Genomic DNA, 14,157 nt, shown 5'->3' on the forward strand with positions numbered 1-14,157 from the left:
AAGTCATTCCCGTTACTCTTTAAAATCGGTCGCTTCGAGTTCATGACGCGACAGTAATTTGTAAAACTCGGTGCGGTTACGCCCGGCAATACGGGCAGCCTGCGTCACGTTGCCTTTAGTAATTTGCAGCAATTTCCGCAGATAATTCAGTTCGAACTGATTACGCGCATCGGCAAAGGTCGGCAGTGCTGTGTTTTCGCCTTCCAGCGCCTGCTGAACCAGTGCTTCGCTGATCACCGGCGCAGAAGTCAGCGCCACGCATTGCTCAATCACGTTCACTAACTGGCGCACATTGCCCGGCCAGCTGGCGGCCATCAGGCGTTTGAGCGCATCAGTCGAAAAGCTGCGCACAAAAGGTTTATGCCGCTGCGCCGCGACGCGCAGCAGATGATTGGCCAGCAGCGGGATATCTTCCGCCCTTTCACTCAGCGTCGGCAGTTTCAGCCCGACGACGTTAAGACGGTAAAACAGGTCTTCGCGGAATTCGCCCTTTTCCATCGCTTTCGGCAAATCACGGTGCGTCGCAGAGATAATGCGGACATCGACATCCACATCCTGATTACTGCCCAGCGGGCGCACCTTGCGCTCCTGCAATACACGCAGCAATTTCACCTGCAACGACAGCGGCATGTCGCCGATTTCATCGAGAAATAATGTTCCGCCGGTCGCTGCCTGAAACAGCCCTTCGCGGCTGCTCACTGCGCCGGTAAATGCGCCCTTGGCGTGACCAAATAATTCGGATTCCAGCAACTGTTCCGGCAGCGCGCCGCAGTTAATGGCAATAAACGCTTTCTTACCGCGCGGGCTGGCACCATGAATTGCCTGCGCCAACACTTCTTTACCGGTACCGCTCTGACCGTTAATCAATACGCTGACGTCAGACTGCGCCACCATATTGGCTTGCTCAAGCAAACGCAGCATCAGCGGACTGCGCGTAACAATCGATTCTCGCCAGCTTTCATCGGCAGACGGGCTGGACTGCACCAGCGCTTCATCGATGGCTTTATACAGTGCATCGCGGTCGACCGGCTTGGTGAGAAAACCAAACACCCCCTGCTGGGTTGCGGCCACCGCATCGGGAATGGAGCCGTGTGCCGTGAGGATTATCACCGGCATCCCGGGCTGGAATTTCTGGATTTCAGCAAACAGCGCCATGCCGTCCATTTCATCCATGCGCAGGTCGCTCAGCACCAGATCGATACGTTCACGGTGCAGCACGCGCAGCGCTTCCGCGCCGCTTTCAGCGGTGGTGACACGAAAACCTTCGCTGGTCAGACGCATTCCTAATAACTTCAATAAGCTCGGATCGTCATCGACCAGCAATAAACTGGCTGCTTTACGTAACGTCATTTTGCGTTAGGATCCTTAGCCGGTGGCGTGTAAGTCTCGGCCGGTTTTACCGGATTGCCGGAAACAGCTCTGGCTGGCACCGTGGCGTCATTGTCCGGTAAATCGCCCTGGATTTGTTTACGCGAAGAAAGCTGACGCTCAATGTCTGTGAGGTTCTCCAGCTTACGGCGGGTATCGGCGAGATTACTTTCCAGAACCTGCTGCTGTTGAGTCATCGCCTGAAGTTTTTCTTCACTCACCGCCAGCTGGCGGGCGTTACGGGCTTTTTCATCGCCCAGCACGACCTGTAAATTCTGTCGTTCGCGCCATAACTGCACCAGCGGGCGGATTTGTCCCGGCATCTGACCGCGATACGCGCTGACTTTCGCCAGCAACGCACGGCGCTGCTGCTGATCCGGCTCTGCGCCGGACAATAAAATACTTTGCTTAAACACCTGAGCCCAGGTGGTCGCAGGTATCTGCTGCGCCTGGAAACGCGCCTGAGCATCGTTCATGCGATCGGCGCAATCCATCGCCCGCAGCCAGTACAGCGAGTTGGTTACAGCTTCATTGTCATCCAGCGTCCAGAGGGTTTCGCAGGGTGCGATACGAAAGTCGATCACCTTACTGTCAGGAACGACCTGATCAGACACCTGCTGGTAATAGCGGTTGTCGGTGGAATGCGGTACACAGCCCGCCAGCGCCAGTGGCGCACTGAGTAAAAGCGCCCGGCTGCGCAGCACTGCGCGCACCAGACGAGATGTGATATGGGTGATAAAAGACAATGCGCTCATCAGACGCACCAGCCAGCAAATAGCATCATTATTATTTCTTCTCAGCCGTCAGGGGTAATTCAATGCGGAAACAAACGTCCGCATCTTCAACGGCAACCAGTTGCAGCTCTCCATGCATGCGGCGAATACAGTCCTGGGCGATACTTAACCCCAGACCGCTGCCTTTCACAGCCCCTTTTCGTTGCTGGCTACCCTGGTAAAAAGGTTCAAATATCATTGCGCGCTCGGCCTGCGGGATCGGGGTTCCGGTGTTTGCCACCTCAATAATCACCCGTCCGTGTAATTCCCGGCTGCGGACCCAAATAATACCGGATTCAGCTCCGTAGTGCACCGCATTGGAATAGAGATTATCCACCACCCGCCGCAATAATGTTGGCTCAGCCAGACAGGCCGGCGCATCAATCGTGACCTCACTGCGGATCTTCTTGGCGCGCGCTGGCAGGCTGTTAGCCGTCACCACATCATTCACCAGCGATTTAAGATCAACCGCTACACTGAGCGTCGGCGCATCGGCCAGTTTGCGGTTGTAATCGAGAAGTTGTTCGATCAGCGTCTGCAAATGGCGGCTGCTGTTGTTAAGAATAGCCACCACTTCTTTTTGATCTGACGTCAGCGGACCGGCGACCTCATCGGCCAGCAATTCAGTCCCTTCGCGCATGCTGGCGAGCGGTGTTTTCAGTTCATGGGAAATATGGCGCAGGAATTCGTGACGCTGTGATTCCAGCCAGGCCAGACGCTCGCTCAGCCAGACGATACGCTGCACCAAAGAACGGATTTCACGCGGGCCTTTGAAGCGCGTGACATCCCCCAGATTGCGCCCTTCTCCCAGCCGGTTAATCATCCTCTCGACGCCTTTCACCGGCCCGATAATCATACGGGTGAACAGCAGCACCAGCGCACCACTGAGCAGGAAAAGCACCAGCGCCTGCCAGCCAAAGAACTGGCCGCGTTCAGCAATCGCCCGCTGAAGTTGTTGTCCGCGGGAAAACACCACTTCGCGCGTTGCCTGCACCATTTCGGCATTGGTGCGCGAGAAATTCTCAAGCCGCGCTGAGGAGTCTTTGTCCGGGGAGTTATTCTGGCAGGTGGGTTGTGTCAGTTGCGTCAGAAGGGTACGCAGCGTCTGGTAGTAACGTAAATCCGGCAGCACTGAGGCATGCGCCTCCAGCAACTGGTCGTATTGTTTATGCTGATTCTGATAAAGGCGGAAAAGCGTCGGATCGTCGAGAACGCAATACTGACGGTAGCTGCGCTCCATTTCCAGCGCAATGCTGGACATCGATTCGCTACGGCGGGCGTCACTGAGTGTGGTGCGGTTGATGCGCGCCGCCTGACGGCTCAGCTGATCCAGACTGTCATACGCCTGATAGGCCAGCACCAGCAACGGCAACAGCACCAGCAGGAAAGCCATCAGTACCAGCTGACGTAATGAACCGGGGAATAAACGTCCTCTTTTCAACGCATTTATCTCATTTATTACAGATAAAGTCATGCTAGCGGACAACGGTTTAAACAGCCAGTGTCACAGAGGATGTTCAGGAAATTTGGAGACAAACCAGAGAAACCAGGAAGGGTTGGTATTGCAGAACACCCTGATGGATGTTCTGCATACCGGAAGAGGTGGTGCCTCACTCAACGTGTCGTTCGATGCTTGATAACGTGCTTGCGCAACGATTATCGGTCGGGTGAACGATAGGCACCGTTTCTTTGGCGTCATTCGGACATTATGAGTATATCAACGCTTTCGCGTGAACCAATCATAACCAGGTGAATGAGCAACTGCGCTAATCTAGCACGTTACGTGCCAATGTCTAAAACTATTTCTCATCCAATTGTATTTAAAGGATATTTAAAATTAATTATTTTTCAGGCCTCTGTAAAAGCACAGTTAAGCTGATGAATAAACAACCTTAGTGTCGCCAGAAACCAACATAATATTGCAATAATAAAAAAGTATCTAAATATCATCACGTTAAGTGTCGCCAAACAGAGACACACAAATAACGCATTGTCGCCATTTTATGACAACCGGCGGTCAGTGGTTAATAACGACCTTTTTGCTCAGCTGTTTATGGCTGTACATGGCCTGGTCAGAGTCCGCCAGTAAGGCCTGCACCGACGGATGTCTGTCACCGGCATACTCAATTTGTCCGACGCTGAATTTAATATCATAACCACGCTGTTCATGAAGATTCCACCCCACGACGGCCTCATACAAACGCTGCATAATTTCAGCAGCTTCCAGATGACTGGCATTAGTGAGCAGCGCCACAAATTCATCACCGCCAAGACGCCCGACGACGTCCGTTTCACGCAACAAACCGCTGAGGATCCCGGCAAAAACGATCAGTGCCCGATCCCCTTCAGCGTGACCAAAGCGGTCATTGATCTCTTTAAAATCATTCAGATCGAAGAACAACATAGTCGCCGGCATTCCCAGACGCTGACACGCGGTCAGTGCCTGCTGGGCCTGCGCTTCAAAGCCGCGCCGGTTGGCGACCAACGTCAGCTCATCCATGGTCGCCATTTGCAGTGCTCCGATTTCCTGTTCTGCCATTTTAGCCAGATCGCGCAGCAGCTGGCGCTCATCATCCCCCATATCACGGGGCTTCACGTCGATAAGACACAGAGTGCCGAGAGAACTGCCATTGGGCACGATCAGCGGACAACCCGCGTAAAAACGGATCCCCGGATCGCCGGTCACCAGCGGATTATCGTAAAAACGTTCATCACTGAGGGTATTGGGCACCAGCATGATTTCATTATCCAGAATCGCATGCGCGCAGAATGAAACGTCACGCGAAGTCTCGGTGACCGCCAGTCCCTGACAGGATTTAAACCATTGCCGGTTCACATCCACCAAAGATACCAGAGCAATGGGGACATCAAACAGTCTTCTGGCCAGGCGGGTCAGGCGATCAAAGCGTTCTTCAGGGGGCGTATCAAGCAGGTTGTAGGCGCGCAAAGCATGGAGACGCTTCGCCTCGTCAGCGGGCATTTCTGGCGTTTTCATTCACAGGCCTCATATTTCATGCTTCACCTGTCGATCAGATGGCAATAAATCAGCCATCAGGTGAAACAGATTTCCCGGTTCAAAGAAATAATTAAGAAAGAGTTAGAGATATTGGCTCTTTATATTCTCGTGAGAAAAAACAATAGCAAAAAACTTATACAAGATGGAAACCTGTCACAGGATTTGTACAGGTATACATTAGAAATCTTAGTCTCTAATTTAATTCAAAGACAGCGAGAAGCTGTAAATACAGCGTCTGCGACTTTTTCAGACCTCCCCGCTAGGAGAAATCTGTAAAGTCGCAATCGTCATATTTAAGCCAAATTAATGTTCGCTAAAGCCCAGGGAATTGGGTGTCGGAACCGGTTGTTCGCAATCCGCCGGATTATCGACTTTAGCCGGGTCGCACGTCGTCGCCTGTGGCGGCAGGAAGATATGGTCGAGGATCGCACGCGCTGTCGGTCCGGCTACCACGCCCTCACCACCGCCATTCTCTAATATCAGCGCCATCACCACAGACGGATGTTTATAAGGCGCAAACGCCGTGTAGAAAATATGGTCACGCAAACGCACCGGGGTCATTTTGGCGTTATAAACCTGATTCTCACGCAGGCTGAATACCTGCGAAGTTCCTGATTTCGCTGCAATCTGATAAGGCGCGGTGTGGAATAATTTATAACCGGTACCATTCGGGAAATTCGCCATTCCATACATACCGTTTTTCACGATACCCCAGATCGGCGATTTCGGATCCGCTATTTGCTCCGTCGGAGGCATTTTATAAGGGGTAATAACTTTGCCGCTTTTTGATGAATAAAGCAGATGCGGTGTTTCCAGTTTTCCATTATTAACCAGCGCAGCGAGTGCACGCACCATCTGAATAGGTGTCGCTACCCAATAACCCTGACCAATACCGACTGAAACCGTATCTCCCTGATACCAAACTTTTTTATGGACTTTCATTTTCCATTCCCGACTCGGCAACACGCCACTGTATTGCTCGTCGAGATCAATCCCGCTCGGCTTCCCGTAGCCAAATTTGCTCAGCCAGGTATGAATGCGGTCAATGCCCATTTCATAGGCCACCTGATAGAAGAACGTATCTGCAGATTCTTCAATAGCTTTGGTCACATTCAGCAAACCATGGCCGGTTTTCAGCCAGTCACGGTAATGACGTTCGGTGCCGGGCAACGTCCATGTCGGCGCACCAAAGAAGGTGGTTTGTGGTGTGATCACCCCTTCAAACAACGCTGAAGTGGCCATAAACGGTTTGACTGTGGAAGCTGGCGGATAAAGGCCTTGCGTAACACGGTTGATCAGCGGCAGGTCGGGGTTTTTCAATAATGCGCTGTATTGCTTACTGGAAATCCCGTTCACAAACGGATTCGGATCATAACTCGGGCTGGAGACCATCGCTCTGATGCCGCCATCACGCGGATCCATTACCACTACTGCCGCACGCTGACCTTTCAGAACTTTTTCGATGTACTGCTGTAGATCCAGATCCAGCGTCAGGTAGATGTTTTGCCCGGCCTGCGGCGGAACTTCTTTAAGCAGACGCACCACGTGGCCGTGGTTATCTACCTCTACTTCCTGATAACCGGTGCGGCCATGCAAGATACTTTCATAATACTTTTCAACGCCCTGTTTGCCGATATCGTGGTCAGCAGCGTAATTCTCCGAGATCCCTTCAGCATCCAGACGTTTGACATCTTTATCATTAATTTTAGAAACGTAGCCGACAACGTGCGCCAGTTCTGCGCCGTACGGATAACGGCGCTGCTGATACGTACTGATGGAAACGCCGGGGAAATCAAACTGATTGACGGAAAAACGGGCGACCTCCACATCGGTCAGCGCCAGTTTTAACGGGATCTGCGCAAAGCGGCGACCGTGGATCATGGAGTCGTGAAAACTGTCCAAATCGTCTTGCGTCAGATCGACAATCGGCGTCAGTGCGTTCAGCGTAGCTTTGAGATCCGGCACCTTGCCGGGGATCACTTCAATCTGGTAGAGGGTAATATTTTGCGCCAGCACCACGCCGTTTCTGTCCATAATCAGCCCGCGGCTGGGGGCGATCGGCAGCATTTTGATGTCATTCTGATTCGAACGGGTCTGGTAAAAATCGTGCATGCCCACCTGAAGGTGGTACAGATTGAACACCAGCGCAGAAGACAGCAAGATCACGACTAAAAATGCAATCACGGCACGACGAACGAAAAGGACGGACTCGGCAGTATGGTCGCGAATTTCGTCGTTAAGTAAGGCCATAAGCGGGCAAATACCTTTTTTGTCTGCTTCTTGAAGCGGGCGAAAATGAATAGACGGGGACTGGAAAAGTGCGAAAGGATAGCCCGTCATGCAACGGACGACTATAAGAAGTGTGCTAATGAAGTGGCTTGAGTGTTTCTAATTATTGCAGGGCGATATTACAGGGGGCTGGCACAGGCTCAACGCCCCCTGAATCAGAAAATGCAGAACACCAGATTTTTACTTCGCAGTATTCACTTTGCAATCGCCGTAGACATAGCCTTCTGATTGGGTCGCCACAACAAAACTGTCCTTCGTATGAATATACATCAGGTTATCTTGAGCACCGGCTTTCATCGGCTGATTGTCTTTTCCGATGATATCTGTCAGTTCAGGACTGGTGACCATTTTGCTGCCATCAGGTGAGAAACTGAAAGTATTCCCCGCATCATAAACCTGCGCATTTTTGTTCACGACTTCAGAAACATCATTCCCGTCATCAGACTGCGTATGATGAGTTAACACGCACTGATACTGCGTGACAGCCGATGCTGAAAACGACGCCAGCGCCAAAATCACCGCCACACAACCGCCTAACCTGACCATCAGATAAATCCATAAAGTGAGCAAGAGGTTCATGCTATCACTTGTCCGGCTGATAGAAAGGGGCTGCAAAAGAAATATTCGCGGGCTAAATGTTTTAAGCCAAATTATTGGATATGCCACGTTGAGCTGCCGATTATTCAGGCAAAAAGAATAAACTTCGCACAGGCTTATGCTCTCAGTTTGTTTACTCATTTTTTCTACTGCCGGTGCGGAATATTCTGCCTATAATCCGCAGATTGTACTTAAGCCGTTAGTAAAGGATTGAGATGAAATCGTTCAAAGTACCCGGTACGGAAATGCATTTACGCTTCCATGAATTGTCCGGGCTGGGTGTTCCGCTGGTCTTTATCCACGGCCTGGGATGTGCGTCTTCTTGTGATTTTCCGCGCGTGGCGACCGATGCTTCATTGCGCCCGCGCCGCTCATTATTGCTCGATTTAGCCGGTTCGGGCTACAGCGATAAGCCCGACGACTTCAGCTACAGCCTGCAGGCGCACGTTGATTGCGTTATCACGTGGCTCGAAAGCCTTGGGGTGCCGCAGGTCAATCTGATTGGCCATAGCATGGGCGGCAGTATCGCCATTATGGTTGCGGCGCAACGCCCCGATTTGATCCAGCGTCTGATTGTCGCTGAGCCAAATCTGGATGCAGGAGGCGGGATATTCAGCCGCGCTGTCGCTCAATATTCTGAAGAAGATTATCTGCGCGAAGGCCATGCACATCTGATTAAAGTCGCGGTTCGCGGGAATGATCATATCTGGGCGGGATGTATGAGCATCGCTTCGCCACTTGCTATTCACCGCCAGGCCATCGGACTGGTGAACGGTGAAGCGGTTTCATGGCGCGAACAACTTTATCAGCTGGAAATACCTGCAACCGTTTTGTTTGGCGAATTTTCACTGCCGGAACCGGATGTCGCCATTCTGCCGCAACACGGGATTCATACCGCCATAGTACCTCAGGCCGGTCATTCAATGATGTGGGAAAACCCGACCGGCGTCGCAGCCGCAATTAATGTGGCGCTGAATGCAGAAGCGTTATAGATCAAAACGATGAATTTGTGATGTCTGCCTGATGCCCGAGTAAGTGCGCAAACTCGCGGATTTGTTTGGGCGCAGCAGCAGACTGAAAATAAAACACCGGCATGGCGTCAGCAAACCGACGCGTCGGGTAACAGGGACACACGCGGAACCCTAAGAAAATGTCTTTTAGTTAGCATTGAAAGTAAAAATGTAGAGTGCGGGAAAGGTACGACCAAACCTCCGAAAGCACAACGTTATGCCCCCCAACGATACAACGGAAAGGTTATAACAAAATTTGTAACCGGGTCTGAAAAAACTAAATGAAGGTTTAGTGATCCAGATCAACTAAAACCCGCGCCCCGCAAGGGCTGCAGCGGTGTTTTAAGTCCAATTTCGGGGTGTTTTTAAGCCGAAAATGGCGACTCATACCGTCATGGATGCATTTCATTCCGCAACTCATGCAACTCACTCCCCAAATGCGCCACCCCACTTCGCCAGACTTATCATAGCCACAGTTAATTGAATCTACTTCGCTCGGGAGAACCCACTATGAGTGACAAATCTGGCATGCAGAATTACAACCGCACACGCGTGCTGACTTTAATCGGCACCATCATGACTCAGCTTGCGCTGGGTTCCGTTTATACCTGGAGCCTGTTTAACGGTCAGCTGTCTGAGAAACTGGGTGAGCCGGTGAGTCGCGTGGCACTGACCTTTGGGATCCTGAGCCTGTGCCTGGCACTGGCCTCTTCCGTTGCCGGTAAACTTCAGGAACGTTTTGGCGTGCGTACCGTGACCATCGCCGCAGGCTTACTGATGGCCGCCGGTTTTGCACTGACTGCGCATTCTGACAACGTTCTGATGCTTTACATCAGCGCCGGTGTGCTGGTCGGTCTGGCGGACGGTGCCGGTTACCTGCTGACCCTCACCAACTGCGTGAAATGGTTCCCTGAGCGCAAAGGCCTGATTTCAGCCTGTTCTATCGGCGCTTACGGTCTGGGCAGTCTGTTATTTAAATTCGTTTGCGGCCATCTGCTGGCCACCGAAGGTCTGCAAAATACCTTCATGATCTGGGGGGGGATTGCGATGGTGATGGTTATTGCCGGCGCGATGATGATGAAAGATGCGCCGAAACAGGAAACCGCAAACGTCACCCGTGAAGAAAACAGTCTCAATGACAGCGCCAATGACACCCGCGATTTCACACTGGCAGAAGCCATCCGCGCCCCACAATACTGGATGCTGGCGCTGATGTTCCTGACTGCCTGCATGAGTGGTTTGTATGTGATTGGTGTGGCCAAAGATATCGGCCAGAGCCTGGTTAAACTGGATGCACTGACCGCCGCCAACGCCGTCACCGTGATTGCGATTGCCAACCTGAGCGGGCGTCTGGTGCTGGGTGTGTTGTCTGACAAAATACAGCGTATCCGCGTTATCTCTATCGCGCAGATTGTTTCACTGGCGGGGATGAGTCTGATGTTGTTCACTCAGATGAACGAGACGATGTTCTTCCTCTCTGTCGCCTGCGTGGCCTTCAGCTTCGGCGGTACCATCACCGTTTACCCGTCGCTGGTCAGCGACTTCTTTGGCCTGAACAACATGACCAAAAACTACGGCCTGCTGTATCTGGGCTTCGGTATCGGCAGCATCTTCGCTTCTCTGGTGGCATCCCTGTTCGGTGGCTTCGCTGTGACCTTCAGCATCATCACTGTATTATTGATTGTGTCATTGGTTCTTTCTGCCACGATTCGCTTACCGAATAAATCAGAAGCAGGTCATAATACGCTCCAGCACGTGTAAAGCAGCAGCTGAGCGCATCATAAATGATGAACGGGAGCACAATTTGCTCCCGTTTCTTATGAATAAAGCATATAAAATCGGCCGCTGAATCACACAATCCCTATGACAAAATGTGAACCGACCGGACACCCGTAAAATGAAACGCACTGCCCTCGCTCTTTTCAGCCTGATGATCGCAATGACCACCTTTAACAGCTTCGCCGCACTCCATCCTTCCAGCTCGCAGGAAGTGGCTTCTGAACTGAACCGCAAAGCCAGCGAAAGCGGTACCCGCCCTTCCACGACCATTGATGCCAGTGCGCACAACAAACTGACCGCCAGCAGCGATTACCTGAAATAAATCCTCCGCAGCAAAGCTTGCGTTTGCCCGGTATTTTGCGGTCAGCCTGCCAGCCCTTATCCAGAATTGCCCCGCACTTGATGAGAATTTTCGGACGAAGTGATCAAATTTAGAGCAGATATTTATCCCCATAATTTTTATGTTTGATATAATTTCTACGGTAAATTGATTATCTGAATGATCAACCCAGCACAAGGAGTGTGAAATGAAGGCAACTGCATTTTGGTTAATTATGGTCGGGGGCTCTGTCGGGATCGGTTACATGATGGCATTGATGATGGAGTTTCTCTAATCCGGCAACGTTGTATGTGATGGAAAAATAAGGATATTATATGAAATTCTACAGCCCGAAACGCATTATTCTCTACACCGCCGCGGCGATAGCTCTGCTGATCATCATCGGTCTGGTCACGCATTTCTCCGTCAGTCACCTGGCCGCATAACGTTTTTTCTTCCTTTTTCCGTTTTGCCACGTGGCGATACAGCCGGTATCGCCGCATAATGCTGCAACTGAGCAGTCAAAGCGGAAGGATTGAAACATGACATACAAAGGATTAATGATTGTTGCCGTCGTCATCGTGCTGGCAAGCATCGGTTCTGAATCTTTGATTCAGAAAGGAATTGCGCTGGCGGACGCCAAAATCGATCAAGTCATCTCGCATTACGCCGACAAATAAGCCTTACATCTGCTGGATTAACCTTACCGGGCGATGACAAAACCATACACAGGGTTTGATATCTTAAATCCATCAAATGTTGTGTGATGTCCCTGTGTAATACCCCTGTAGAACCCTGTTATTTTGCCCGCCGCGTGCGGGCTTTTTTTTGCCTGTTTTCCGGCAAAGGCGTCATTTGGATTGGGATTGAATACACTGCTTATTTACGAAGCATTTGGGTTGAATCAAGGCGGCAACTGAGCGAGACCCTGGGAGCACACATGAGGATGTGACTGGGGTGAGCGAAGGAAGCCAACGCTGAGTCAGCCCAAAGGATGAAGTAAAGGAGTGCCGGTGCTTTCCCGGCCGTCATATTATGGTGCAAGCGTCCATCGTACACTCCGACATTGCACGGCCTGAGCACGGCCTTTTCACAACAGAAAAAACGGCTGGTGGCGAAATAATTCAACCGGCTTTTCTGTTGTGGCTCCTGGAAATAAATTCAGAAGCTTTTAAATAATAAACCCCGGCATTGGCCAGGGCTTATTTTTATCATTTAGAATGTCGATACTGAAATAATTATTCTGTCTGCTCCGGGTTTAACCCATCTTCGCTATTGCAGAGTGTTAACTTCAATATCTGGCGACATTACAGAACGACAACGTTACCCGCTGAAGGGCCTTTCTGACCTTGTTCGATGGTGAACTCAACGTTCTGACCTTCGTCCAGGGTTTTGAAATCATTGCTCTGGATTGCAGAGAAGTGAACGAACACGTCTTTGCTGCCGTCTGCAGGGCTGATGAAACCGAAACCTTTACCAGCGTCAAACCATTTTACTAAACCAGTCATTTTATTAGACATAGGAAATACCTTCTTCGTTTTTATTTTATGATGCCATAGGGCAAGACAGGTCTGTTTTTATTTGAAATACTTATGGATGCATCAGAGAAGGAAATTCGTCGGAGAAAGGATTTGCTATATCACTTGAACCAGGAACTGCTTTACTAAAATGTCTTACATAAATAGGTCTTAACCACAAACCGTTGACGCTATTTACACACAGCAGGATTTATTAAGCAAGCGTTAATTTCATCGGGATTATATCTGCACTATTTTTATTTCTGTACAAAATAACCCTCAAGCCGCCGCTGACGGTGGCTGTAGCCTGATGAGAAAAATATTAAGCCTGCCAATATCTGGCAGGCTTTAAGAATCTTTACTTTACGTCAGCTGGCGTTAGCGCGCTTTACACATTCCGTACGGCGCCCGTCGACTCGTTTGGCGAACCATGCGGTGGTCAGCTTGCGGGTAATCTTCGGACTTTCCAGCGTAATGCCCGGCAGCATTTCACGTGGCTGACGTTTACCTGTGGTTTTATCCGCCAGGGCGTAAACCTGCTTATAGAGCGTCGTGTCCTCGAACTCCAGTTGCTCGCCCTTCTCCAGGGCTTTACGGATTGCGCTGTTGCTGACATCCAGACGCTTGCTCAACGTGCGTACTGCAAGCTCAGTGCTGCCCGGTTTTTCAGTGCCGTAATTTATAAGATCGCCGTCCAGCGCCAGCGGAATGCCCGACACTTTACTGACCGCACTCTGGAATGCGGCGTTACGGCTGGCGTACCAGCCGGCATTGAAATCGGCAAAGCGGTAGAGTGACTGCGAGTAATGGGTCGGATAGCCCAGCAGATGTTTCACGCCGAACCACACCCCACCGCGGCGGCTGAAGACTTCGTTACGAACAGAGCCGTCAATTTGGTACGGGTATCCCTTAGCATTCTGCTCGGCGAAGGCGATGCTGACCTGCATCGGACCGCCGGTATGCACCGGATTCAGGTTGCCAAACAGTTTCTGCCCCATCGGCACCATATCAATAAAGTCATCGAAAATGGCGCTGAGCTGTTTCTCGGTTTTTACATTATCCAGCCGCTCGCTGTAAGATTTACCGTTCGGCGATTTTAACAGCAGCGCTGTGTGTACCAGGAAATTCGGCACATGAACCGCATCGGCGCGCCGGTCGATTTCTTTCCACGCAATCTTGCCCAGGCCGGGTACAGGCGCATCCGGATTAAAATTGGATTCCTGCTGTGCAACCGCCAGTACCGAACAGATGTTCTCTGTTGTCGCCGGAATATTCTGCGTGGTTAATGCGGCAGTAATGTCCGTCGCCCAGCCTTTTTTGTCCGGCGCAGTGGCAGGCAGCAACCTGACGATATCCGCTTTCACATCATGCGGATTTTGCGCCGGAGCCTCACTTTTTTTCGTGGATGTACACCCGGCGAGCACAACCATCGCCAGAACCGGAGCAAAACGTCGTATTGAAAATAGCTTACGGATCAAAATCATCCTTT

General features: G+C 51.1%; 12 protein-coding genes. 4 read left to right on the top strand and 8 right to left on the bottom strand.

Annotation, left to right across the window (positions count from 1 at the left end):
- Positions 1 to 12: 12 nt before the first annotated feature.
- The 6 genes from glrR to D5398_RS09245 all read right to left on the bottom strand — a co-directional run bounded on the left by glrR (position 13) and on the right by D5398_RS09245 (position 8,184).
- Positions 13 to 1,350, bottom strand: a complete 1,338-nt coding sequence (gene glrR, locus D5398_RS09220) for a two-component system response regulator GlrR (protein WP_120507327.1) — start codon at positions 1,348 to 1,350, stop codon at positions 13 to 15.
- Positions 1,347 to 2,123, bottom strand: coding sequence for a two-component system QseEF-associated lipoprotein QseG (gene qseG, locus D5398_RS09225; protein ID WP_120507328.1), 777 nt, complete (start codon positions 2,121 to 2,123; stop codon positions 1,347 to 1,349). Before qseG ends, glrR begins: the two co-directional genes overlap by 4 nt.
- A 31-nt stretch (positions 2,124 to 2,154) precedes the next feature.
- Positions 2,155 to 3,591, bottom strand: coding sequence for a sensor histidine kinase (locus D5398_RS09230; RefSeq protein ID WP_162940748.1), 1,437 nt, complete (start codon positions 3,589 to 3,591; stop codon positions 2,155 to 2,157).
- 567 nt (positions 3,592 to 4,158) lie between these two features.
- On the bottom strand, positions 4,159 to 5,136 hold the full coding sequence (locus D5398_RS09235) for a sensor domain-containing diguanylate cyclase (protein WP_120507330.1): 978 nt from the start codon (positions 5,134 to 5,136) through the stop codon (positions 4,159 to 4,161).
- Between the two features lie 324 nt (positions 5,137 to 5,460).
- Positions 5,461 to 7,407 carry a penicillin-binding protein 2 gene (mrdA, locus tag D5398_RS09240; RefSeq protein WP_120507456.1) on the bottom strand — a complete coding sequence of 649 codons (1,947 nt, stop codon included), beginning with the start codon at positions 7,405 to 7,407 and terminating at the stop codon, positions 5,461 to 5,463.
- A 219-nt stretch (positions 7,408 to 7,626) separates the two neighbouring features.
- Positions 7,627 to 8,184, bottom strand: a complete 558-nt coding sequence (locus tag D5398_RS09245; protein WP_244216731.1) for a hypothetical protein — start codon at positions 8,182 to 8,184, stop codon at positions 7,627 to 7,629.
- A gap of 74 nt (positions 8,185 to 8,258) precedes the next feature.
- On the opposite strand from D5398_RS09245, the gene D5398_RS09250 reads away from it, so the two are divergent.
- The 4 genes from D5398_RS09250 to D5398_RS25430 all read left to right on the top strand — a co-directional run bounded on the left by D5398_RS09250 (position 8,259) and on the right by D5398_RS25430 (position 11,831).
- On the top strand, positions 8,259 to 9,035 hold the full coding sequence (locus D5398_RS09250; protein WP_120507331.1) for an alpha/beta fold hydrolase: 777 nt from the start codon (positions 8,259 to 8,261) through the stop codon (positions 9,033 to 9,035).
- A gap of 528 nt (positions 9,036 to 9,563) precedes the next feature.
- Positions 9,564 to 10,814, top strand: a complete 1,251-nt coding sequence (locus D5398_RS09255) for an L-lactate MFS transporter (RefSeq protein WP_120507332.1) — start codon at positions 9,564 to 9,566, stop codon at positions 10,812 to 10,814.
- Positions 10,815 to 10,950: 136 nt separating this feature from the next.
- Positions 10,951 to 11,154 (top strand): hypothetical protein, encoded by a 204-nt coding sequence (locus tag D5398_RS09260; protein WP_120507333.1) that lies wholly within the window; start codon positions 10,951 to 10,953, stop codon positions 11,152 to 11,154.
- A 539-nt stretch (positions 11,155 to 11,693) separates the two neighbouring features.
- Positions 11,694 to 11,831, top strand: coding sequence for a hypothetical protein (locus D5398_RS25430; RefSeq protein ID WP_162940740.1), 138 nt, complete (start codon positions 11,694 to 11,696; stop codon positions 11,829 to 11,831).
- A gap of 627 nt (positions 11,832 to 12,458) precedes the next feature.
- Here D5398_RS25430 and cspE read toward each other — a convergent pair.
- Positions 12,459 to 12,671, bottom strand: a complete 213-nt coding sequence (gene cspE, locus D5398_RS09265) for a transcription antiterminator/RNA stability regulator CspE (RefSeq protein WP_056781364.1) — start codon at positions 12,669 to 12,671, stop codon at positions 12,459 to 12,461.
- Positions 12,672 to 13,036: 365 nt separating this feature from the next.
- Positions 13,037 to 14,152 (bottom strand): DUF1615 domain-containing protein, encoded by a 1,116-nt coding sequence (locus tag D5398_RS09270; RefSeq protein WP_162940741.1) that lies wholly within the window; start codon positions 14,150 to 14,152, stop codon positions 13,037 to 13,039.
- Positions 14,153 to 14,157 lie beyond the last annotated feature (5 nt).

The sequence above is a fragment of the Rahnella bruchi genome (assembly GCF_003614975.1).
In the GTDB taxonomy this organism is placed as follows: Bacteria; Pseudomonadota; Gammaproteobacteria; order Enterobacterales; family Enterobacteriaceae; genus Rahnella; species Rahnella bruchi.

Coding starts and splice junctions, on each gene's coding strand:
- glrR (WP_120507327.1), bottom strand. CDS start 1,350: ATGACGTTACGTAAAGCAGCCAGTTTATTGCTGGTCGATGACGATCCG.
- qseG (WP_120507328.1), bottom strand. CDS start 2,123: ATGAGCGCATTGTCTTTTATCACCCATATCACATCTCGTCTGGTGCGC.
- D5398_RS09235 (WP_120507330.1), bottom strand. CDS start 5,136: ATGAAAACGCCAGAAATGCCCGCTGACGAGGCGAAGCGTCTCCATGCT.
- mrdA (WP_120507456.1), bottom strand. CDS start 7,407: ATGGCCTTACTTAACGACGAAATTCGCGACCATACTGCCGAGTCCGTC.
- D5398_RS09245 (WP_244216731.1), bottom strand. CDS start 8,184: ATGAGTAAACAAACTGAGAGCATAAGCCTGTGCGAAGTTTATTCTTTT.
- D5398_RS09250 (WP_120507331.1), top strand. CDS start 8,259: ATGAAATCGTTCAAAGTACCCGGTACGGAAATGCATTTACGCTTCCAT.
- D5398_RS09255 (WP_120507332.1), top strand. CDS start 9,564: ATGAGTGACAAATCTGGCATGCAGAATTACAACCGCACACGCGTGCTG.
- D5398_RS09260 (WP_120507333.1), top strand. CDS start 10,951: ATGAAACGCACTGCCCTCGCTCTTTTCAGCCTGATGATCGCAATGACC.
- D5398_RS25430 (WP_162940740.1), top strand. CDS start 11,694: ATGACATACAAAGGATTAATGATTGTTGCCGTCGTCATCGTGCTGGCA.
- cspE (WP_056781364.1), bottom strand. CDS start 12,671: ATGTCTAATAAAATGACTGGTTTAGTAAAATGGTTTGACGCTGGTAAA.
- D5398_RS09270 (WP_162940741.1), bottom strand. CDS start 14,152: ATGATTTTGATCCGTAAGCTATTTTCAATACGACGTTTTGCTCCGGTT.